Annotated in this window: 17 protein-coding genes; 8 read left to right on the top strand and 9 right to left on the bottom strand. The window is 74.1% G+C overall.

The annotated features are described in order from the left end of the window. Positions 1 to 40: 40 nt before the first annotated feature. Positions 41 to 262, bottom strand: coding sequence for an FmdB family zinc ribbon protein (locus ACL02O_RS10710; protein WP_412817847.1), 222 nt, complete (start codon positions 260 to 262; stop codon positions 41 to 43). 38 nt (positions 263 to 300) lie between these two features. Here ACL02O_RS10710 and ACL02O_RS10705 point away from each other — a divergent pair, with 38 nt between their 5' ends. The 3 genes from ACL02O_RS10705 (at position 301) to ACL02O_RS10695 (ending at position 5,971) form a co-directional block, all read left to right on the top strand. Next, positions 301 to 1,515: a lytic transglycosylase domain-containing protein gene (locus ACL02O_RS10705; protein ID WP_412817846.1), complete on the top strand. Its 1,215-nt coding sequence runs from the start codon at positions 301 to 303 to the stop codon at positions 1,513 to 1,515. A gap of 72 nt (positions 1,516 to 1,587) precedes the next feature. Next, positions 1,588 to 2,604 carry a GNAT family N-acetyltransferase gene (locus tag ACL02O_RS10700; protein ID WP_412817887.1) on the top strand — a complete coding sequence of 339 codons (1,017 nt, stop codon included), beginning with the start codon at positions 1,588 to 1,590 and terminating at the stop codon, positions 2,602 to 2,604. A gap of 94 nt (positions 2,605 to 2,698) precedes the next feature. Beyond that, on the top strand, positions 2,699 to 5,971 hold the full coding sequence (locus ACL02O_RS10695; protein ID WP_412817845.1) for a lamin tail domain-containing protein: 3,273 nt from the start codon (positions 2,699 to 2,701) through the stop codon (positions 5,969 to 5,971). A gap of 784 nt (positions 5,972 to 6,755) precedes the next feature. Here ACL02O_RS10695 and hemB read toward each other — a convergent pair. Genes hemB through ACL02O_RS10670 form a run of 5 tightly spaced genes read right to left on the bottom strand, consistent with a single transcriptional unit; the run spans position 6,756 to position 12,448 of the window. Beyond that, on the bottom strand, positions 6,756 to 7,739 hold the full coding sequence (gene hemB / locus ACL02O_RS10690) for a porphobilinogen synthase (RefSeq protein ID WP_412817844.1): 984 nt from the start codon (positions 7,737 to 7,739) through the stop codon (positions 6,756 to 6,758). A 17-nt stretch (positions 7,740 to 7,756) separates the two neighbouring features. Continuing rightward, a complete protein-coding gene (locus ACL02O_RS10685) occupies positions 7,757 to 9,337 on the bottom strand; it encodes a bifunctional uroporphyrinogen-III C-methyltransferase/uroporphyrinogen-III synthase (RefSeq protein WP_412817843.1) in 1,581 nt (526 codons plus the stop codon). Continuing rightward, the gene (gene hemC, locus ACL02O_RS10680) at positions 9,334 to 10,302 is read right to left on the bottom strand and encodes a hydroxymethylbilane synthase (protein ID WP_412817842.1); all 969 of its coding nucleotides are present in this window, start codon (positions 10,300 to 10,302) and stop codon (positions 9,334 to 9,336) included. The genes ACL02O_RS10685 and hemC overlap by 4 nt, the downstream gene beginning before the upstream one ends. Continuing rightward, positions 10,299 to 11,681 (bottom strand): glutamyl-tRNA reductase, encoded by a 1,383-nt coding sequence (locus ACL02O_RS10675; RefSeq protein WP_412817841.1) that lies wholly within the window; start codon positions 11,679 to 11,681, stop codon positions 10,299 to 10,301. Before ACL02O_RS10675 ends, hemC begins: the two co-directional genes overlap by 4 nt. Continuing rightward, entirely contained in the window at positions 11,678 to 12,448 is a 771-nt protein-coding gene (locus ACL02O_RS10670) for a redox-sensing transcriptional repressor Rex (RefSeq protein WP_412817840.1), read from the bottom strand. Before ACL02O_RS10670 ends, ACL02O_RS10675 begins: the two co-directional genes overlap by 4 nt. Positions 12,449 to 12,838: 390 nt before the next feature. Between ACL02O_RS10670 and ACL02O_RS10665 the strand changes: the two genes are divergently transcribed. Next, entirely contained in the window at positions 12,839 to 14,143 is a 1,305-nt protein-coding gene (locus tag ACL02O_RS10665; protein WP_412817839.1) for a sensor histidine kinase, read from the top strand. Between the two features lie 77 nt (positions 14,144 to 14,220). Then, entirely contained in the window at positions 14,221 to 14,880 is a 660-nt protein-coding gene (locus tag ACL02O_RS10660; RefSeq protein WP_412817838.1) for a response regulator transcription factor, read from the top strand. A gap of 31 nt (positions 14,881 to 14,911) precedes the next feature. Here the strand turns inward: ACL02O_RS10660 and ACL02O_RS10655 are convergent, their stop codons facing one another. The 3 genes from ACL02O_RS10655 to ACL02O_RS10645 are packed head-to-tail and all read right to left on the bottom strand — an operon-like array spanning position 14,912 to position 17,460. Further along, complete coding sequence (locus ACL02O_RS10655) at positions 14,912 to 15,565, bottom strand: HAD family hydrolase (protein WP_412817837.1); 654 nt, start codon at positions 15,563 to 15,565, stop codon at positions 14,912 to 14,914. Positions 15,566 to 15,584: 19 nt separating this feature from the next. Further along, complete coding sequence (locus ACL02O_RS10650; protein WP_412817836.1) at positions 15,585 to 15,839, bottom strand: glutaredoxin family protein; 255 nt, start codon at positions 15,837 to 15,839, stop codon at positions 15,585 to 15,587. Continuing rightward, positions 15,829 to 17,460 carry an AMP-binding protein gene (locus ACL02O_RS10645; protein WP_412817835.1) on the bottom strand — a complete coding sequence of 544 codons (1,632 nt, stop codon included), beginning with the start codon at positions 17,458 to 17,460 and terminating at the stop codon, positions 15,829 to 15,831. The genes ACL02O_RS10650 and ACL02O_RS10645 overlap by 11 nt, the downstream gene beginning before the upstream one ends. Positions 17,461 to 18,063: 603 nt before the next feature. Here ACL02O_RS10645 and ACL02O_RS10640 point away from each other — a divergent pair. From ACL02O_RS10640 to ACL02O_RS10630, 3 genes are all read left to right on the top strand, one after another. After that, a complete protein-coding gene (locus ACL02O_RS10640) occupies positions 18,064 to 19,068 on the top strand; it encodes an ECF subfamily RNA polymerase sigma factor, BldN family (RefSeq protein ID WP_412817834.1) in 1,005 nt (334 codons plus the stop codon). Between the two features lie 290 nt (positions 19,069 to 19,358). Further along, positions 19,359 to 20,228, top strand: coding sequence for a DUF5667 domain-containing protein (locus tag ACL02O_RS10635; protein WP_412817833.1), 870 nt, complete (start codon positions 19,359 to 19,361; stop codon positions 20,226 to 20,228). Positions 20,229 to 20,353: 125 nt separating this feature from the next. Further along, a complete protein-coding gene (locus ACL02O_RS10630; protein WP_412817832.1) occupies positions 20,354 to 21,235 on the top strand; it encodes an HAD family hydrolase in 882 nt (293 codons plus the stop codon). Positions 21,236 to 21,348: the final 113 nt, after the last annotated feature.

The following is a 21,348-nucleotide window of genomic DNA, read 5'->3' as shown; positions in this document are numbered from 1 at the left end:
AAGGTACGGATCGACCGGCGAGACGAGGCCGCCGGTCGGATCAGCAGCCGCAGGCGCCGCCGCAGCAGCCGCCACCGGCCGGCGCGGCACCGCCACCGACCGGACCGGGTCCGCCCCGGCCGGTGACCGCGACGGTGGACAGCAGCTTCACCGTGTCGGCGTGTCCCTGCGGGCAGGACGCCGGCTGACCGGCCTCCGCCATCGGGCGGTTGACCTCGAAGGTGTCGCCGCAGGAGCGGCAGCGGAACTCGTACCGGGGCATGCTTCCAGCGTACGACCGGGCCTGACGACCGGGCGGGCATGGGTGATACTCGACGGGTGGTGGACGGCGAGGAGCGCATGACGGTTCGACCCCTGCGACCGGCCGCGCCGCCCGACGGCGAGGCCGGCCCGCGGCCCGTCCCGAAACCCCGCCGCACCGCCGACCCGGGCGCGACGAACGCCCCCACGCCCGACGCCGAGCCGGCCGACGCCAGGGCCGGCACGGGCACGACAGCCGACGCCAGGGCCGGCACGGGCACGACAGCCGACGCCACGGCCAAGCCGGCGAAGGACGAGCCGGCCGGCGGTCGACGGCGGCGCACCCCGTTCGCGCACGCGGTCCGGATGCCGGCGACTCGGCGGGTCGTCGTCGGCGCCGCCCGGGCCACCCACGCCTGGTCCCGCCGCCCCAGCGGGCGTACCACCCTGCCCGGCCTGTTCCTGCTCGTCCTGGTCGCGGCCACCGCGACGGCGGGGGCGCTGCTGGTGCCGGCGGCCATCCGCAAGCCGCAGCCGGTGGCGGTCGACGCCACCGCCTCGGCCCCGGTGAACGGCGTGCCCGAGGGCGGCGCGGCGCCCGGCGCGACCGCCCTGCCCCCGGTGCCACCCGGCGCCACCGGCGACCCGGCGGCGACGCTGACCGCGGTGCCGACCGGGCCCGTCGACGTCCCGGGGACCGGCCGCCCGTCGGACGCCCTGGCCGGGTGGGCGCAGCAGGTGAGCCAGCGCACCGGCATCCCGGTGGTGGCCCTCCAGGCGTACGGCTATACCGAGCGGGTGCTCGAGCAGACCCACCGGAGCTGCCAGCTCAGCTGGACCACCCTGGCCGCCATCGGGTACGTGGAGTCCCGGCACGGCTCGGCCAACGGGGCCACGCTCCGGCCGGACGGCGTCTCCGCGCCGGAGATCATCGGTCCGCCGCTGAACGGGCAGGGCGGCACGTCCCGGGTGCCCGACAGCGACCAGGGCCAGCTCGACCGCGACAGCGTCTGGGACCACGCGATCGGCCCGATGCAGTTCATCCCGGGTACCTGGCAGTCGGTCGGCGCGGACGGCGACAACGACGGCGTGCGCAACCCGCACGACATCGACGACGCCGCCCTCGCCGCCGGCGACTACCTGTGCCAGGGCGGCCGGAACCTGAGCATTCCGGGCGACTGGTGGGGTGCCGTCCTGTCCTACAACGACGTGCGCCGGTACGCCCAGGACGTGTTCGACAAGGCCAACGAGTACGGGCGGCAGAGCCGCACGTGATGTGACCGGTCGGATACATTCGAGAACTGGACCCTTCCCCCGGACGGCGGTTCCCGGCAAGCTAGACGGGTGATGGTGCGCGAGTGGGACCCTGGGACCGCGTCGTCCGCCGAGATCGGGTCGCTGCTGGACACGCTGAACGCGGTCCTAGCTGCCGACCTGCCGCAGGATCCGCCGTGGCGGGAGAGCTCCATGCGGGAGTACCTCTCCGAGGTGATGCCGGGTGAGCGGCGGATCTCCTGGGTGGCCCAGGCCGATCCCGCCCCCGACGGCACGCCGGGCGCGATCCTGGGCCACGTGCACGTGCTGCTCCTGGGCGGGATCGGGGTGCTGGAGGTGCTGGTCCACCCCACGGTCCGGCGCACCGGGCTCGGCCGCGAGCTGGTCCGGGTGGCCGGCCGCCGGGTCTGGGACGAGGGCTTCCAGTCGATCGGCGTCGAGGTGGTCGGCGACACCCCCGCCGTGGCGTTCTACGATTCGCTCGGCTTCACCCGGGAGTACGTCGAGACCCGCAGCGTGCTCGACCTGAGCGCGGTCGACTGGCCGGCGCTGACCGAGATGGCCGGTGGCGTCGGCGCCGGCTACCACCTGGAGTTCTGCCCCGACGGCCTGCGGGACGACCTGATCGAGGCGTACGCGCGGGCCAAGGCCGAGGTGCGTGACGTCGACGACGGTGAGCTGCGCCCCAGCTCCTACGACCCGCAGCGGCTCCGGGACAGCCTCGACACGCTGCACCGACGGGGCATGAAGCCCTACATCGTGCTCGCCCTGCACGAGCAGACCGGCGAGGTGGCCGGGCTGACCGAGGTGGTGGTGCCGGCGCAGCACCCGACCCGGGCCGACCAGTACGACACCATCGTCGTGCGCGACCACCGCGGCTACGGCATCGACCGGGCCATCAAGGCGCGGATGCTGCTGGAGCTGCGTTCGGCGGAGCCGCAGCTGGCCGAGGTGCAGACCTGGAACGCGCAGGCCAACGAGGCGATGCTGAAGGTCAACGCGGAACTGGGCTACCGCCCGGACCGCGACTGGTGCGAATATGGCGTGGACGTCGCCGAGCTGGTGCACCGTCTCGACAGCCATCGCTGAAGAACGTTCACCAAACGGCTGCCCAGGGGATGGACGCCGGACCGGAACGACCCTTAACGTGCGTTAGTTCCTGTCCACCCAACGTGGAGGCTTCATGCGCCCGCGCCGCTCCATCGCCGCGCTCGCGACCACCGCCGCCGTTACGCTGACGGCCGTCGGCCTCGCACCACCCGCGGCCAGCGCCGCGTCCCCCGACCTGTTCATCTCGGAGTACGTCGAGGGCTCGTCCAACAACAAGGCCATCGAGCTCTACAACGGCACCGGAGTCCCGGTCGACCTGGCCGCCGGCGGCTACCAGCTCCAGCTCTTCTTCAACGGGGCCACCACGTCGACGAACGTCCCGCTGACCGGCACCGTCGCCGCCGGTGACGTCTTCGTCTTCGCCTCCTCCTCGGCCGCGCCGGCGATCCTCGCGCAGGCCGACCAGACGTACGGCGGCTCGCTGTACAACGGCGACGACGCGATCGTGCTGCGCAAGGGCACGACCGTGGTCGACTCCATCGGTCAGGTCGGCTTCGACCCGGGCACCGAGTGGGGCTCCGGGCTCACCAGCACCGCCGACAACACGCTGCGTCGACTGCCCTCGGTGACCTCCGGCGACACCGACCCGTCGGACGTGTTCGACCCGGCCGTGCGGTGGGCTGGCTTCGCCACCGACACCTTCGACGGGCTGGGCAGCCACAGCGTGGACTCCGGCGGCGGCCCGGTCGACCTGCCGGCCACCGTGACCTGCGGCGGCACGCTGACCGTGGAGGCCGGCGACACCGCGACCCGCCAGGTCACCGCCACCGACGCCGACGACACGGTCACCGACCTCGCGGTCACCGCGGTCAGCCCGGCGCCGGCCAGCGGCTCGATCAGCCGTACCGCGTTCACCCCGGCCGCCGGGGTCGGCGACACGGCCACCGCGACGGTGACCGCGACCGGCCTGCCGGCCGGCTCGTACGCGGTCACCATGACCTCGACGGACGCCGACGGCGGCACCGCGACCTGCACCTTCAGCGTGCAGGCCACCGCCGTGCTGGCGGTGGGCGAGGTGCAGGGCCGCACCGAGGACGCCGACGGCGCCACCGACCGGTCGCCGCTCGCCCCGGCCAGCGGCAACGGCACCAGCTCCACCCTGTACTACGTGCAGGGTGTGATCACCCAGAAGTCGCTGGCCCGCACCTCCTCCGGCGGCGACCAGTACGGCTTCTACCTGCAGAGCCGCAAGGGCACCGAGGACGGTGACCCGCTCACCTCGGACGGCATCTTCGTCTTCATGGGCTCGTTCACCACGCTGATCGGCGGCTACGCCCCGACCGTCGGTGAAGAGGTGGTGCTGCGCGGCCGGGTCTCCGAGTACTACAACCAGACCCAGCTCTCCAGCACCTCGCTGGTGCGCAAGCTCGGCTCCGGGCTGGACGTGGACACCGCTGTACAGGTGGACGACGCGATCCCGCCGGCCGAGGCGGCCGCCGCCGACCTGTTCTGGGAGCGGCACGAGGGTGCCCGGATGCGGGTCCGCTCGGGCAGCGGCGTGACCGCACCCCGGCACATCTACGCGTCCACCGCGGACTCCGAGTTCTACGTGCTGGACCGCGAGGACCCGCTGATGCAGCGGGCCGACCCGTACGCCCGCCGGACGTTCCGGGATGCCCACCCGCTGGACGACATCCCGGGCCAACTGTTCGACAACGGCAACCCGCAGCGCATCCTGATCGGCGCCGGCGGGGTGAAGGCCACCGAGGGTGACTCCACCGCGCTGCTGCCCCCGGCCCGCACCTTCGACACGCTCACCGAGGACGCCTACGGCGCCATCTCGTACGCGTTCAGCAAGTACAGCGTGCAGCCGGAGCAGCTCACCCTGACCGGTGGTGTGGATCCGTCCGAGAACCACCCGCCGCAGCCGGCCGACCGGAACGCCGAGGTCGCGGTCGCCACCTACAACCTGGAGAACCTGTACGACTACCGGGACGACCCGTTCGACGGCTGCGATTTCGTCGGCAACGCGGGCTGCACCGGGGTCACCCCGCCGTTCGACTACGTGCCGGCCAACGAGGCGGCCTACACGGACCGGCTGAATGTGGAGGCGCGGCAGATCGTCGAGGCGCTGCACAGCCCGGACCTGGTGCTGGTGCAGGAGGCCGAGGACCAGGACATCTGCTCGGTCGTCGGCGGCGCGCTGGTCTGCGGCGACACCGACAACGCAGACGGCGCGCCGGACACCGTCCAGGAGTTGGCGCTGGCCATCAGGGCCAACGGCGGCCCCGCGTACGCGGCGGCGTACGACCGGACCGGCGCGGACGCCCGGGGCATCACCTCGGCGTTCCTCTACCGCACCGACCGGCTGACGCTGGCCGAGGCGACCGCCACCGACCCGCTGCTGGGCACCGCGCCGGCGGTGCAGTACCGCTCGGCGGGCCTGCCGTCCAACGCGGACGTGCAGAACCCCAAGGCGTTCAACGCGGTGCTGCCGGCCGACGTGGACCGCTCGACCGGCGTGGACGGCTCGAACGTCTACACCCGGGCGGCGCAGCTGGCCAAGTTCACCGTGGCCGCGGCCCCCGGCTCGACCGAGCACTACACGCTCTGGGCGGTCAGCAACCACTACTCGTCGGGCCCGGACAGCCGGGTCGGGCAGCGGCGGGAGCAGGCCGCGTACGGGGCCGCGCTGGTGCAGGCTGTCGAGGCGGACGACCCGAACGCCCGGGTCATCTACGGCGGTGACCTGAACGTGTTCCCGCGGCCCGACGACCCGATCGCCACGGCGGAGAACCCGACCCCGTCCGACCAGCTCGCCCCGCTGTACCAGGCCGGCATGCACAACCTCTGGGACGACCTGGCGGCGGAGGTGCCGGCGGCGGCCTACTCGTACACCTACGGTGGGCAGGCGCAGACGCTGGACAACCTCTTCGTCAACGGCAAGCTCCACGGCGACCTGGTGCAGGTCCGGTCGGCGCACATCAACGCCGACTACCCCACCGACGCCGAGGGCCTGGGCGACCGGGGGGCCAGCGACCACGACCCGCAGGTGGCCCGGTTCCGCTCCCGCGCGTCGCTGAGCGTGGCCGACACCTCAGTGGCCGAGGGCAACAAGGGCGACACCACCATGACGTTCACGGTGACCGTCTCCCGGCCGCTCTCCGAGCCGGCTCTGATCTGCGCCGCCACCTACGGCACCACGGCGCAGGCCGGGTCGGACTACGACCCGTACGTCGGCTGCAAGACGCTGGCCGCCGGCCAGACGTCGCTGACTTTCCCGATTACCGTCCGCGGTGACAAGAAGGTCGAGGCGGACGAGCAGCTCAAGCTGTACGTGGCGGGTGTGCCGGGGCTCCGGCTCGCCGACCCGGTCGCCGTCGGGACCATCCTGAACGACGACTGACCGCCCGTTCGCACGACGGCCCGCCGTCCGGCTCACGAGCCGGGCGGCGGGCCGTTTCAGTAGTCCCACCGGCGCGGGTCGGGTCGAGGGGGACGCCGCGGTACTTTGCCACCCGCACCTCCCACTGGCTGCGCCGACGCCGCTCCTCCCGCTCCACGGGGCAGCGGTGAAAGGTCTCGGGCGGCCGGGCCAGGCCATAGATGTCGGCCCAGCCCGGCGATCGGGAACGGGCCGATGGTCGGGCCGGTCGGTGCGGGATCGGGTGCACTGGCCATGCCCGGGAGCCTGCCCGGCACCACATCTCCCGACAACCCTTGTGGACAGACCTGTGGACAGCCCCGCGACTTATCCCGCTCCCCCCGACTGGCCAGCGCGGAAGAACCATCGGCGGCACAGCCCGACACCCGACAGCCCGCACCCCACGCCTGCTCCTTCGCCGCCTTTGCTCTGCTGGAGCGGGCGCAACACTGGGAGCGCTCTACCGTTGCGCGGGCTGCAGCAGAGCAAAGGCGCTAGGGCAGACAGGCCGAGGTGGATCGGCGAGGGAGGATCGGCCAGGTCAGGCCAGGGCGGCGACGTCAGAAACCTGGGCGAGGACGGGACATCGGCGGGCGGCGCGGCGGGTACCTGGCATGGGAAGTCGCCTCGCCCCGACCCAGCCCGCCGACGTGCTACCACCTGAGCACGGCAGGTTGGATGGTCCGGGTGGCCTGGGCCGAGGTTCCGGCCGACGCTCAGCCGCGTCGACGCCGCCGAGGTGGTGACGGCGACGACCGTCCGGGGTTCAGTAGCGCTGGCGCAGCAGCTGGGCGGCCTCGACCGCCCAGTAGGTGAGGATGATCTGCGCACCGGCCCGCCGGATCGAGGTGAGCGTCTCCAGCATCACCCGCTCGCGGTCGATCCAGCCGTTCGCGGCTGCCGCCTCGACCATCGCGTACTCGCCGGAGACCTGGTAGGCGGCGACCGGGACGTCCACCGCGGCCCGGACCGCCGACACCACGTCGAGGTACGGCAGGGCCGGCTTGACCATCACCATGTCGGCGCCCTCGGCGACGTCCAGCTCCACCTCCCGCAGCGACTCGCGCAGGTTCGCCGGGTCCTGCTGGTAGGTGCGCCGGTCGCCCTCCAGGGCCGACTCGACGGCGTCGCGGAACGGGCCGTAGAAGGCGGAGGCGTACTTCACCGCGTACGCGAGCACCGAGACGTCCTGGTGGCCGGCGGCGTCCAGGGCCCGGCGGACGACGCCCACCTGGCCGTCCATCATCCCGGACGGCCCGACCACGTGGATTCCGGCATCGGCCTGGGCGACCGCCATCCGGGCGTACGCCTCCAGGGTGGCGTCGTTGTCCACGCCGCCGTCCGGGGTGAGCAGGCCGCAGTGCCCGTGCGAGGTGAACTCGTCCAGGCAGAGGTCGCTCATCACCACGGTGGCGTCGCCCACCTCGGAGATCACGTCCCGGATCGCGACGTTGAGGATCCCGTTCGGGTCGAGGCCACCCGAGCCGGTTTCGTCCCGCTGCGCCGGCACCCCGAAGAGCATGATGCCGCCCACCCCGGCCTGGACCGCCTCCACGGCGGCCTTGCGCAGCGAGTCCCGGGAGTGCTGGAGCACCCCCGGGAGCGATGCGACGGCCCGTGGCTCGGTCAGCCCTTCCTTGACGAACATCGGCACGACCAGCTCGGCCGGATCGACGCGCGTCTCGGCGACCAGCCGCCGCACGGCCGCGTTACGGCGCAGCCGGCGGGGCCGGATCTCGGGGTACGGCATGGGAGCCTCCCTAACGACTAACGGAACCTCAGGGCGGTCGGCCCCTGCACCTTCGAACCGCGGCGCTGCTTGGCCGGCATGGCGGCGAGCTTCTCGCGCAGCTCGACGGCGTAGGCGGCGAGCGCCTCCACCAGGTCGGGCACCGAGGCGTGCGGAGGCTGCACGTCGACCCGCAGGCCGAACTCCGTCGCGGTCTCCGCCGTCTTTGGCCCGATGACAGCAACAACGGTACGCGCGTGCGGCTTCCCCGCGATGCCGACCAGGTTCCGGACGGTGGAGGACGAGGTGAAGAGCACCGCGTCGAACCCGCCCGACTTGATCGCGTCGCGGATCTCGGCCGGTGGCGGAGCCGCCCGGACGGTCCGGTACGCGGTCACGTCGTCGACCTCCCAGCCACGCTCGGTGAGCCCGGCGGCGAGGGTCTCGGTGGCGATGTCGGCGCGCGGCAGCAGCACCCGGCCGACCGGGTCGAGCACCTCGTCGTGCGGCGAGAACTCGGCCAGCAGACCCTCGGAGGACTGCTCGCCCGACGGGACCAGCTCCGGCTGGATGCCGAAGGCGCGGACCGCGTCGGCGGTCGCCTCGCCGATGCAGGCGATTTTGACGCCGCCGAAGTGCCGCGCGTCCAGGCCGTGCTCGGCGAACTTCTCCCAGACCGCGCGGACCGCGTTCACCGAGGTGAAGATCACCCAGGCGTACCGTCCGTCGACCAGGCCCTTGACCGCCCGCTCCATCTGGGCCGGGGTGCGCGGCGGCTCGACCGCGATGGTCGGCACCTCGCACGGGATCGCCCCGTACGCGCGCAGCCGCGCGCTCATCGCGCCGGCCTGCTCCTTGGTCCGGGGGACGAGCACCTTCCAGCCGTACAGCGGGCGGTTCTCCCACCAGCTCAGCTTGTCCCGCTGACCGACGCCCTCGCCGACGGTGAGCACGACCCGGCCGGTGAAGCCGAGCGCCGCCGCGACGAAGGAGTCCACGGTCGACGTGGTGGTGTACTGCGTCTCACCGGTGCCGTCGCCGGTCACCCCGACGCCGGTGGTGCCGTCCACCCCGGCGGCCAGCAGGCCGTCCCGGACGGCGGCCAGGTCGCCGGCGTCCACGGCCAGGGCCAGCGAGCCCCGGGCGACGGCGGCGGCCAGCGCGTCGAAGTCCATCGTGCTGACGTCCTCGACGTCGGCGGCGGTCCGCACCCCCGGCAGCGGCACGCCCGCGTAGGTGGCCACGCCCTCGGCCTGGCCGATGCCCGGTACGACCTCGAAGTGCGCGGCGGTGCGCGCCACCGCCTGCACCTCCTTGACCACCGAGTCGTGGCCGAACGGGTCCCCGGCGACCAGGTGCACCGCGTTCTGCCCGGAGCGGGCCGCGGAGATCAGCACCTTCGCCACGTCCCCCGGTACGCCCTCGGCCGGGCTGAACTCGGCGTCGGACTTGGCCTGGGCGCGGACGTGCTCGAGCAGCGACTCGGGGACTCCCCGGTCGTACACCACCTGGTCGGCGTCGACCAGGGCGTCCAGCGCCCGGCGGGTCAGCAGGCCCGGGTCGCCGGGACCGGCCCCGACGAACGCGATCCGGCCTACGGGCTTACGGGTGCGGGTCATTCTGTGCTCCCAAATTGCTGGGTCCCCGGGCCGGCGTGTCCTTCTTGGCCGAGGATCGAGTCGGCGCCGAGTTCGAGGAGTTCGGCGGCGAGTGCCTTGCCGATCTCCGCCGCGTCGGCGGGCGTTCCGGTGCGGGACAGCCGGAGGTCACGGGTACCGTCCGGGCTGATCACCGCCCCGCGCAGGTAGATCTCCTCACCGGTCTCACCCTCGGCGAGTTCGCCGTAGGCGGCGACGGGTGCGCTGCACCCGGCCTCCAGGGTGGCCAGCAGTGCCCGCTCCGCGGTGACCGCGGCGCGGGACGGTGCGTGGTCGAGCACCGCGAGCAGCTCGACCAGGTCCTGATCGTCGACCCGGCACTCCACCGCCAGCGCGCCCTGGGCGGGCGCGGGCAGCATCAGCATCGGGTCGAGGGTTTCGGTGATCACGTCGGCCCGACCGAGCCGGTTGAGCCCGGCCCGGGCCAGCACGACGGCGTCGAGGTCGGCGTCCGGGCCGAGCACCCGGCCGAGGCGGGTGTCGACGTTGCCCCGGATCGGGGTGACCTCCAACTGCATGCCGAGCGCGTGCAGCTGGGCGATGCGGCGCAGCGCGCCGGTGCCGACCCGGGCGCCGGGCGGCAGCTCGGCGAGGGTACGGCCGTCCCGGGCGACCAGCGCGTCGCGCGGGTCCTGCCGCTGCGGCACCGCCGCGATGTGCAGCCCGGGGGCCGCCGCGGTGGGCAGGTCCTTGTAGGAGTGGACGGCGAAGTCGATGGTGCCGGCGGTCAGCGCGTCCCGCAGCGCGGAGACGAAGACGCCGACGCCGAGCCGGTGCACCGGGGCGGACGAGCGGTCGCCGGCGGTCACCACCTCGACCAGCTCGACCGGTCGGCCGGTGGCCGCGGTGAGGGCCTCGGCGATCTGGCCGGACTGGGCCATCGCCAGGGCGCTGCCCCGGGTGCCGAGTCGCAGGGGGGCGGTCATCGCGCACCTCCGGTGGGCGGGACGTCTGCGGCTTCGAACGACGGCCGGCCCGCGGCGGTGACGCCGTCGGGCTCGACCACGTCCGGAACGGTGTCGACCGGGGAGGTCTGCGGGACCTCCAGGTCGAACAGCTCGCGCAGCAGGGCGGCGTACTGGTCGCCGCCCGGCTCGGCGGCGAGCTGGCGGACCCGCACGGTCGGCTGGTGCAGCAGGCGCTGCACCACCCGGTGCACGGTGCGGGCCACCTCGGCGCGCTGGTCGTCGCTGAAGTCGGGGCGCCGCTGGGCGAGCCGGCGCAGCTCGGCGGTGACCACGTCGTCGGCGCGCCCGCGCAGCGCGGCCACGGTGGGCGCCACGTCGGCGCCGCGCAGCCAGCTGAGGAACGTCTCGACCTCGCCCGTCACGATCCGGGTCACCTCGGCGGCGTCGGCCGCCGCCGGGCCGTCGGCGAGGATCGCGGCCATCCGGTCGATGTCGATCACCTCGACGCCGGGCAGTGCGGCCACGCCCTCCTCGACGTCGCGTGGGACGGCCAGGTCGAGCAGGACCAGCGGGCCGCGGTCGGCGTCCCGCCGGGCCAGCGCCCGGGTCACCACGTCGAGGGTGAGGACCGGTTCGGTGGCGGCGGTGGCGGCCACCACGATGTCCACGGTGGAGAGGGCGTCGACCAGCTCGGCCATCGGCACCGCGTTGGCGCCGTACGACTCGGCCAGCCGGACGGCCCGGTCGGCGCCGCGGTTGGTGACCGTGAGCGGCGCGGCGCCCAGCCGGGAGAGGGTGGCCACGCCCAGCGAGCCCATCGCGCCCGCACCGACCACCATGGCCGGCCGGCCGGTCAGGTCGCCGCCGAGCAGCCCGGCGGCCAGGTCGAGGGCGGCGGTGACCACGCTCTGACCGGCGCGGTCGATGTTGGTCTCGGCGTGCGCCCGCTTGCCCACCCGCAGCGCCTGCTGCATCAGCTCGTGCAGCAGCCGCCCGGCCGCGTCGGCACCGGCGGCCGAGTGGTACGCGTCCCGGAGCTGGCCGAGGATCTGCGCCTCACCGACCACCATCGAGTCCAGCCCGGCGGAGACCCGGAAGACGTGGTCCACGGCTGCGGCGTCGTAGTGCACGTACAGGTGGTTGGCGAGCGCAGCGGGCGGGCAGGATGCCTGGTCGGCCAGGACGGCGCAGATGTCCCCGAGGCCGCCGTGGAAGCCGGAGACGGCCGCGTACACCTCCACCCGGTTACAGGTGGAGACGAGCACGGCCTCGGCGACGAACGGCTGGGCGACCAGGCGGTCCAGGGTGCGGGTGAGGTCCGCGGGCGGGACCGCCAGCTGCTCCAGCGTCGCGACCGGGGCGGTGCGGTAGGACGCGCCGACGACGAGCAGTTTCACGTGCCGATCGCCTCCTGGGTGTCGGTGGCCGCGAGCCCGCCGGGCAGGGCGGTGAGGGCGGACCCCCCGGTGGGGGGGAGCGCGGTCAGCGACGCCTTGCGGTGCTCGTGGAAGGACAGGATCTGCAGCTCGATGGCGAGGTCGACCTTGCGCACGTCGACCCCCTCCGGAACCGAGAGTACGCACGGAGCGAAGTTGAGGATGCTCGTCACGCCGACCGCGACGAGTTGGTCGGCCACCGCCTGGGCGGCGGGGGCCGGGGTGGCGATGACGCCGATCGAGATCGACTCCTCCACGGCGACCCGGGGCAGCTCGTCGATGTGCCGGACGACCAGGCCGTTGATCTCCTCGCCGACCCGGGACGGGTCGGCGTCGAGGAGCGCGGCGATCCGGAATCCGCGACTGGCGAAGCCGTCGTAGCCGGCCAGGGCGTGACCGAGATTACCCACGCCGACCAGCGCGACGGCCCGCCGCTGGGTGAGCCCGAGCACGAACTCGATCTGGTCGATCAGCAGCCCGACGTCGTAGCCGACCCCGCGGGTGCCGTACGAGCCGAGGTGGGAGAGGTCCTTGCGCAGCTTCGCCGAGTTCACCCCGGCGGCGTTCGCCAGCCCCTCGCTGGAGACCGTGTCGTGGCCGGCGTCGGCCAGCGCGTGCAGGGCACGGAGGTATTCCGGGAGCCGTGCCACGGTCGCCTCGGGCAGGTCCGGGAGCGCCGGTACGGCACCGGCGCGACCAGGCGCGCCAGGGTGACGGTGCTGACTCATGAGACTCCGTGCGGTGCGATCCTCGACCAGCGAAGGTGGCCGGTCGTTCCGGGACTCCCGCTGGCGACCGATGTTGCCGGCTGTGCTAGCAGGGCGCGTCGGAACTACAGAGTAGGCGCTTGTGAAGGGGTGCACAAATCGCGATCTTGCTGGCCCGCGACGCGCCTCCACCTGCACCTCCATCCAGACAAGATCGATAGACCGCGCTCCACCGGCGCCGCTCGTCGATTATTGCTCAATCCCGACTTCTCTGACCAATCGCGCGCGCTCGATTGCGGTGTGTCACCGTCGGGGCGAGGCGCGTCTCACGCCGGGGTGGGGACAACCCCACCCCGGAGAGACCGGCGTACGGGATGGGACCGAGCGGGCGCCGGCCCATAGCCTCGGGACATGACCGCCGCACCACTGGCCACCCGGCCCACTTCCGCCACGCCCGCCCCCGGTCTCGTCCGGCAACTCCTCCGCGACACCGGGTACGTGCTGGTCGGCCTGCCGCTGGCGCTGGTCGGCTTCGTGCTGGCCGTGGCGGGGATCTCACTCACCGCCGGGCTGCTGGTCACCACGCTCGGGCTGCCCGTGCTCGCCGGCACCCTCTACGCGGCCCGGGCGCTGGCCGACCTCGAACGGCTCCGGCTCCCGGCCGTGCTCCGCCAACCCCGGGTCCGCCCGGTCTACCTGGCACCCGAGCCGGGGGCGGGCTACTGGCGCCGGCTCGCGACGCCGATGCGGGACCCGCAGTCCTGGCTCGACCTGCTGCACGCCTTCGTGAAGCTGCTGGTGACGCTCCCCACCTTCGCCCTGGTGCTGATCTGGTGGGTGGGCGGTGTCGCCGGCACCCTCTACTTCGCGTACGACTGGGCGATCCCCCGTGGGCCCGGCGACCAGGACCTCAGCGAGCTGCTCGGGATGGGCGAGGGGGCCGGCCCGCGCGTCGCGCTGAACACGGCGATCGGAATCTTCTTCCTGCTCACCCTGCCGCTGCTGGCCCGGGGCTGTGCCCGGGCCCAGGCCGGGCTGGCCCGCTCCCTGCTGACCGGGGTGGCCGAGATGCGCAACCGGATCAGCACCCTGGAGGACCAGAAACGGGCCGCCGCCTCGGCCGAGGCGTCCGCGCTGCGCCGGCTGGAGCGGGACATCCACGACGGCCCGCAACAGCGCCTGGTCCGCCTCGCCATGGACCTCGGCCGGGCCCGCCAGCAGCTCGCCGCCGACCCGGAGGCCGCCCGGCGCACCCTGGACGAGGCGGTCGCCCAGACCCGGGAGACGCTCGACGAGCTGCGCGCCCTTTCCCGGGGGATCGCGCCGCCGATCCTGGTCGACCGGGGGCTGCCCAGCGCCCTGGCCGCGCTCGCCGCCCGCGCCCTGATCCCCACCGAACTGGTGGTCGACGACGGCCTGGGCCGGCCCGGCGGCCGGCTGGACCCGGCGCTGGAGAGCACCGCGTACTTCGTGGTGGCCGAGGCGCTGACCAACGTGGCCAAGCACAGCGCGGCCACCGCCTGCCGGGTCGAGGTGGCCCGGAAGGTGGGCCGGCTGGAGATCGACGTCCAGGACGACGGGGTGGGCGGCGCCCACCTGGCCAAGGGGCACGGGCTGAGCGGCATCGCCGACCGGGTGCGGGCCGTCGGCGGCACGCTGGAGGTGGCCAGCCCGGCCGGCGGCCCGACCGCGGTCCGGGCCGAGCTGCCGCGGTGAACCCGGCCGACCGGCCGGTCCGTCCCGGCCCGCCGTGGCCCGCCACGGAGGACGGGGACGTGGTAGACACCGGACCCATGCGGGTGGTGATCGCGGACGACGCCGTACTGCTCCGGGAGGGGCTGATCCGGCTGCTGACCGAGTCGGGACACGAGGTGCTGGCGGCCGTCGGCGACGGGGACGCCCTGATCGAGGCGGTGGTGGCGCACCGGCCCGACGTGGCGGTGGTGGACGTGCGGATGCCGCCCTCGCACACCGACGAAGGGCTGCGGGCCGCCGTCGAGGCCCGCCGGCGGGTGCCGCGTACGCCGGTCCTGGTGCTCTCCCAGTACGTCGAGGTGTCGTACGCGGACGACCTGCTCGCCACCACCGGCGGGGCCGGCGGGGGCGGCATCGGCTACCTGCTCAAGGACCGGGTGGCCGCCGTCGACGAGTTCCTCGACGCGCTGAACCGGGTGGCCGCGGGTGGGACGGTGCTCGACCCGGAGGTGATCGGTCAGCTGCTGGTCCGGCGGCAGCGCGACGATCCGCTGGGCAGCCTGACCCCGCGGGAGCGGGAGGTGCTCGCCCTGATGGCCGAGGGCCGCTCGAACACCGCCATCGCGAGGGCGCTCGTGGTCAGCGACGGCGCGGTCGAGAAGCACGTGCGCAACATCTTCACCAAGCTCGACCTTCCCGCGGACGCGACCACCCACCACCGCCGTGTCCTGGCCGTCCTCACCCACCTGCGCGCCTGACCGGGGTCGCCGCCCGGCGGGCGGAACCGGGTCAGGGCAGGGTGCGGGCGAGGGTGACGGCCTTGGTCAGGGTGTCCGCGACCGGGTGGCCGGAGGCGCGCAGGCGGGCGGGGTCGGAGAGCCCGCCGGTGTAGAGGACGCAGGTGGCCCCGACGGACCCGGCGGCGTCGGCGTCGTCGAGCGAGTCGCCGATCAGCACCACCTCGCGCCCGTCGAGACCCAGCTCGGCCAGGTGCTTCTCCAGCCACTCCGCCTTGGGCCCGCCGCCCACCGCGGCCCGCAGCCCGTCCACCCGGGCGAAGTGCGGGGTCAGCCCGTAGGTGTGCACCGTCGGGACCAGCTCGTCGTGGAACCACATGGACAGCAGCGACTGGCTCCCCGGCCAGGCGGCGATCGCGGCGGTGGCGTCGGCCGCGAGCGCGCAGCTGGTCAGCCCGGCCCGGTACGCCTCGTGGAAGATCCGGTCCAGCGCCCCGAACGCCTCGTCGTCGACCGCCCGGCCGAGCATCTCGGCGTAGTAGTCGGCGATCGGCCGGCGGAACCGCACCCGGTGCTCGTCGGCGCTGACCACCGGGCCGCCGGCGCTGGCGAAGGCGACGTTGGTGGCCCGTACCACCAGGTCGAGGTCGTCGAGGAGGGTTCCGTTCCAGTCCCACACCAGGTGGCTGCGCCGTGCAGTGGTCATCGCTGCACTGTAGGGCGGCTCAGAGCTGCGGGGTGGTCAGGTCCCGCAGCAGGCGCTCCTCCTCGACCCGCCAGTAGCCGTGCTCCTTGCCGTCGAGCAGCACCACCGGCAGCCGGTCGCCGTACTCGCGTTCCAGCTCGATGTCGCCGGTCACGTCCTTCTCGATCCAGCGGTCGCCGGTGACCGCCACCACCCGGTCGAGCGCCGCCTTGGCGTCCTCGCACAGGTGGCAGCCGGGCCGGGTGATCAGGGCGAGCCGGGCGTCACTGGACATCGGATACCTCCGTGCGGATCTCGGTCGGCGGCGCCGGGGCGGGCACCGGAGGTGCCGCCGGGCGGAGTTCGGTCTTGCGTACCTTGCCGATCGCCGAGTACGGCAGGCTGTCGACGAACTCGACGGCGGTCGGGCACTTGAACCGGGCCAGGTTACGCGCGCAGTGACCGAGCAGATCCTCCGCCGTCACCGGGGAACCGGCCACCCGCACCACGTACGCCCACACAGTCTCGCCGGTCCGCGGGTGCGGTGCCCCGAGGACGGCCGACTCGGCCACCCCGGGGTGCGCCTCCAGCACCAGCTCCACCTCGTGCGGGTAGACGTTGAAGCCGTTCACCAGGATCAGCTCGCCGAGCCGGTCGACCAGGAAGAGGTTCCCGTCTCCGTCGGCGTAGGCCACGTCACCGGTGGCCCACCAGCCGTCCTGGTCCGGCCCGCCCCGCCCGTCCGGCCAGTAGCCGCTGAACAGGTTGGCGCCGCGTACCACGATCTGCCCGGGGTCGGTGCCCGACGCGTCGTCGGAGAGGTTCAGCTCGTCGGCGTCCTCCTCGGCCGCGGGCACGCCGTCCCGCCACAGGTCCGCACCGTCCGGCCCGACCAGGCGCAGCTCGACGCCGGGCAGCGGGCGGCCGACCGAGCCCCCTCGGGGCTCCCCGTCGACCAGGGTGGAGGTGAGCACCGGCGCGGTCTCGGTGAGCCCGTACCCGACATGCACCGGGTGTCCGGTGAGTTCGGTGAAGCGTGCCGCGACCGCGGGCGGCAGCGGTGCCGCGCCGCACACGGCGACCCGGACCGAGGCCAGCGCCGCCGCGACGTCACCCTCCGTGTCGGCCCAGCCCAGGAACATCGACGGTACGCCGACCAGCACGCTGACCCGGTGCCGGGCGATCTCGGCCAGTCCACCGGTCGGGCCGGGCTCGTCGACGAGGACCCCGGTCGCGCCGTGGTGCACCACGGCCCCCAGCCCGGAGTTCAGCCCGTACGCGTGGAAGAGCGGCAGCGCGAGCAGCACGGTGTCGTCCGGGCCGACCACCGGCGGGGTGATCCGGCCGATCTGCTCGTGGTTGGCGGCCAGAGCGCGGTGGGACAGCATCGCGCCCTTGGGTCGGCCCTCGGTGCCGGAGGTGTAGAGCAGGACGGCGAGGTCGTTCCCGCCGCGGGTGGACAGGTCCACCGGATCGTCACCGTAGGTGACCGGTGGCGCGGTGTACACGGCGGTCAGCGCGGGCAGCTCGTCGGTGGCGACCCGGTCCCGGACCTCGGCGGCACAGACCAGCACGGCGGCTCCCGAGTCGCTGAGCACGTGCCGCAGCTCGCGGGCGGTGAAGCCCGGGTTGACCGGCACCGCCACCAGGCCGGCGCGTAGCACCGCGAGGTACGTGACCACGAAGTCCGGGGTGTTGCCGAAGGCGATCGCGACCCGGGGCGGACGCGTGTCCCCGGGCGACGGTGGCGCCGCGACGGCCAGCGCACGGGCGGTGGCGGTGACCGAGGCGTCCAGTTCGGACCAGGTCAGGGTCCGGTCGCGCCAGTGCAGCGCGGGGCGGTCGCCGTGTGCGACGGCGGCCCGGCGGAGCCGGGCGGCGAGGTTCGGCGCGGAGCTGTCTGCTGCGTCCTGCACGGTGGCTGAGTCTGGCACAGCCGCGTCCGCCCGGCCACGCCCCGCGCCCCGCACCACGCCCGCCCGCGAGCCCCCGCCCGGCGAATGGTCCCGTGGACGGGACCGGTCGGGGCGCGTGCCGGCACACCCAGGCCGGAGCGCCTGGATCGGATCGGCCCGTGGGGCGGCGTTCACGGGCAGCCGCAAGCCGCCTCGCGGCGCAGTCGTCGCGACACGCCGATGGCGACACGGAAATCGCTCCGACCTGGACTTTCCACTCCGGACCAGGAATCGACGCGAAAGTCAACCGCACACGACGGACAAGGGGTCCGCCAGTTGTGCGACGGGGCGGGAAATACTTCCGCCCTGTGTAACGGACTTGCCACACGCGGGTGACGTTGGCCCTATCATCACTCGGGTCGGCTCACCCCATTTGCCGTGAGTCGACACCCCTCAGCCCGAGGAGGCCCCCGTGCCACTGAGCGCATTGGACCAGCACCTCAAGCGGACCTGCCGCCCGCCGGCAGGTCCCGGAACGGCCCTGTCCGGCCGGGGCGTGCCCGGCCCCGCCGCGACGCCGCCGCGTCCGACGCGGCCGTGCCCCGTGCGGATCGGGGAGGCACGGTGACCACCTTCGGATACGCCGAACGGCCGGCCGGGGTGACCGGCCCGACCCAGCGGACCCCGGTCAACGAGCGGCTCGAGCGGGGCTCCGCCGAGGGCATGTGGAGTCTCGCGGCGGTAAGGGGCGAGGGGACCCGGCGGGGCCGCAACCGCACCCACCACAACGAGGCGCCGGCCCGTCCGGCGGTGCCCGGAAGCAACGCGAAACCCGCCGGCAGCCGGCTCGGCTCGCCGTCCCGGCCGACCATGCCGGCACAGGGCCGCCGGGGCGAGGCCCCGGCCAGCCCGGAGCCGTCGGCCGCCGAGACCGCGGTGCTGCCGACGGTACCGGCCGCCGACACGGCCGTGCTGCCAGCGGTACCAGCCGCCGACACGGCCGTGCTGCCGGCGGTACCGGCCGTCGCGGCCAACGGCTACCCGAGCCGCCCAGACCCGTCCGACCCGGCGATCGAGGTCTGGGCCCTGGTCGAGCGGGCGCAGGCCGGCGAGGCCGAGGCGTTCGGCCTGATCTACGACCGGTACGTGGACACGGTCTTCCGGTTCGTCTACTTCCGGGTCGGCAACCGACAGCTCGCCGAGGACCTCACCTCGGACACCTTCCTCCGGGCGCTCAAGCGGATCGGCAGCTTCACCTGGCAGGGGCGCGACCTCGGCGCCTGGCTGGTCACCATCGCCCGCAACCTGGTCGCCGACCACTTCAAGTCCGGGCGCTACCGGCTCGAGGTCACCACCGGCGACGTGCTCGACGCCGACCGGGAGGACCGGGGGCCGGAGGGCAGCCCGGAGGCGGCGGTGGTCGAGCACATCACCAACGTCGCGCTGCTCACCGCGGTCAAGCAGCTCAACCCGGAGCAGCAGGAGTGCATCGTGCTCCGCTTCCTGCAGGGCTTCTCGGTGGCCGAGACGGCCCGGGCCATGGGCAAGAACGAGGGCGCGATCAAGGCGTTGCAGTACCGGGCGGTCCGGGCGCTGGCCCGGCTCCTGCCCGACGGCTTCCAGCCCTAGCTCCCAGCAGTCCCCTACCCGCCCGGCGACCCGACCCGGGCGGGTACGCGCACCCCGGCCGCCTGTGACGGCGATCACGCTTCGTGATTTCGCCGCCCGTCGGCCCGTAACCGGCACCCGGCGCGGACCGTTTCTCCGGGTGCGACCAGTGGTTGTCCGGCGTCCCCGGGCCACCCGGTCCGGCGGGCACAGTCCGGCATCCCGGGCGACCGTCGGCGTCACGCTGCCACCGGTCGCTGGCCACGACGACGGCCACACCCGGCCGTGACCAGCGAGAGGGGGTGCCTGCGGTGGACAGCAACCTCTTCTCCCGTCGGCGTGCCGAGCGCTTCGCGCAACTCCTCGACGAGGCCAACGGCGGCCGACGCCACCACCTCCGCTCCCCGGGCGACGACGAACTCGCCGCACTCGTCGCGGTGAGTCAACGGCTCGTCGCCGACCGGCCGACCGTCGAGGCCGACGCGAAGTTCCGCACCGGGCTGCGCGCGATGCTCGTCGCCACCGCGGAGCGGGAGGGCGTCGGCACCGCGGCGAAGACCGAGTCCGGCCCGACCACAACCGGCGTACGCGGGTCGCTGCTGCCGGCCGTGACCGGCCGGCGGGCGCGGGCCCGGGGCGCGATCCTGGTCGGCATCGCCGCCGGGGCGGTGGCCCTCTCCGGCATCTCCGCCGCCAGCGAGAACGCGCTGCCCGGAGACGCCCTCTACGGGATGAAGCGCTCCACGGAACGCGCCCAGCTCGCGCTGGCCAGTTCGAACGTCAGCCGGGGCCAGCTCTTCCTCGACTTCGCCCGGACCCGGCTCGACGAGGCGGCCACCGTACGCGGGGACCGGCTCGGCTTCGGCGCCGTCCTGGACGACATGGACGCCGACACCCGGCAGGGCGTACGCCTGCTGACCACGGTGGCGGCGCAGCGCTCCGACCCGACCGGCCTGGACGCGATCGACGCGTTCGTCACCGGCCAGCGGCAGGCGGTCAGCGGGCTGCTCGACCGGGCGGACCACGCCGAGCAGGACCGCACCCGCCGCTCGCTGGCCCTGCTCGACGCCGTGGGCAAGCGGGCGGACGGGCTCCGCGAGGCGATCGCCTGCGGGTTGCCGGCCCCGGCCGCCAGCGACGCCCTCGGCCCGGCCCCGGCCGCCTGCCCCGCCGACCGCTGACCGGTTGGCGCCGCGCGGCAGCCATCCACGCCACACTTCTCCCGTCGGACATCCGGCCGTCACGGACCCCCGGATAGGCTCGACACGAAGGGCGTAGCGCGGTCGTCGCGGGGAGGGAGGTTGCCGTGCCCCGAACCCGGAAGGTGACGGTCAGCACCGACGTCCACGGGCACACCGCCGGCTGGTCGGAGACCCCGGAGGCACCCCCGGTCACCCCCGCGCCCGACCCCACCGCCGCGGCCTTCTTCGACGTGGACAACACGATGATGCAGGGCGCGTCGATCTACTGGTTCGCCCGCGGGCTGGCCGCCCGGAAGTACTTCACCACCGGCGACCTGGCCCGGTTCGCCTGGCAGCAGGCGAAGTTCCGGCTGCTCGCCACCGAGCACGCCGGGGACATGTCCCAGGCCAAGGAGGCGGCGCTCGCCTTCATCCAGGGCTGGCGGGTCGACGACGTGGAGCGGCTCGCGGAGGAGATCTTCGACGAGCTGATGGCGCCGCGGATCTGGGCCGGCACCCGCCGGCTCGCGCAGCGGCACCTGGCCGCCGGCCAGCGGGTCTGGCTGGTCAGCGCCGCCCCCGTGGAGATCGGCCGGGTGATCGCGACCCGGCTCGGGCTGACCGGCGCGATCGGCACGATCGCCGAGGTGGTCGACGGCGCGTACACCGGGCGGCTGGTCGGCGACCTCATGCACGGTCCGGCCAAGGCCGAGGCGGTCACCCAGTTGGCGGCCGTCGAGGGGCTGGACCTGAGCCGCTGCGCCGCCTACAGCGACTCCGCCAACGACCTGCCGATGCTCTCCACAGTGGGGCACCCGGTGGCGGTCAACCCGGACCCGGCGCTGCTCCGCCAGGCCCGGGCGCGTGGCTGGGACGTCCGCGACTTCCGTACCGGACGCCGGGCAGTCAAGATCGCCGTTCCGTCGACGGCCGCCGCCGGCCTGCTCGCCGGCGCGGTGACCGCCGGCCTGGCCCTGCACCGCCGCCGCCACCACCGCCCCGACTGACCCCACCCACCCTTCAGGGCGCTAATTCACGGAAACAGTGGCCATCCGCGCCGGAATGGCCACTGTTTCCGTGAATTAGCGTGGGCGCGGGGGCGGCGGCGGGACGCGGGGCG

The organism is Micromonospora mangrovicola (assembly GCF_047200535.1).
Lineage (GTDB): Bacteria > Actinomycetota > Actinomycetes > Mycobacteriales > Micromonosporaceae > Micromonospora.
Note: the sequence above shows the minus strand (reverse complement) of the source record. Positions and strands in the feature narration are given on the sequence as shown.

Coding starts and splice junctions, on each gene's coding strand:
- ACL02O_RS10650 (WP_412817836.1), bottom strand. CDS start 15,839: ATGTCCAGTGACGCCCGGCTCGCCCTGATCACCCGGCCCGGCTGCCAC.
- ACL02O_RS10665 (WP_412817839.1), top strand. CDS start 12,839: ATGACCGCCGCACCACTGGCCACCCGGCCCACTTCCGCCACGCCCGCC.
- ACL02O_RS10655 (WP_412817837.1), bottom strand. CDS start 15,565: ATGACCACTGCACGGCGCAGCCACCTGGTGTGGGACTGGAACGGAACC.
- ACL02O_RS10695 (WP_412817845.1), top strand. CDS start 2,699: ATGCGCCCGCGCCGCTCCATCGCCGCGCTCGCGACCACCGCCGCCGTT.
- ACL02O_RS10705 (WP_412817846.1), top strand. CDS start 301: ATGGGTGATACTCGACGGGTGGTGGACGGCGAGGAGCGCATGACGGTT.
- hemB (WP_412817844.1), bottom strand. CDS start 7,739: ATGCCGTACCCCGAGATCCGGCCCCGCCGGCTGCGCCGTAACGCGGCC.
- ACL02O_RS10700 (WP_412817887.1), top strand. CDS start 1,588: ATGGTGCGCGAGTGGGACCCTGGGACCGCGTCGTCCGCCGAGATCGGG.
- ACL02O_RS10685 (WP_412817843.1), bottom strand. CDS start 9,337: ATGACCCGCACCCGTAAGCCCGTAGGCCGGATCGCGTTCGTCGGGGCC.
- ACL02O_RS10660 (WP_412817838.1), top strand. CDS start 14,221: ATGCGGGTGGTGATCGCGGACGACGCCGTACTGCTCCGGGAGGGGCTG.
- hemC (WP_412817842.1), bottom strand. CDS start 10,302: ATGACCGCCCCCCTGCGACTCGGCACCCGGGGCAGCGCCCTGGCGATG.
- ACL02O_RS10710 (WP_412817847.1), bottom strand. CDS start 262: ATGCCCCGGTACGAGTTCCGCTGCCGCTCCTGCGGCGACACCTTCGAG.
- ACL02O_RS10670 (WP_412817840.1), bottom strand. CDS start 12,448: ATGAGTCAGCACCGTCACCCTGGCGCGCCTGGTCGCGCCGGTGCCGTA.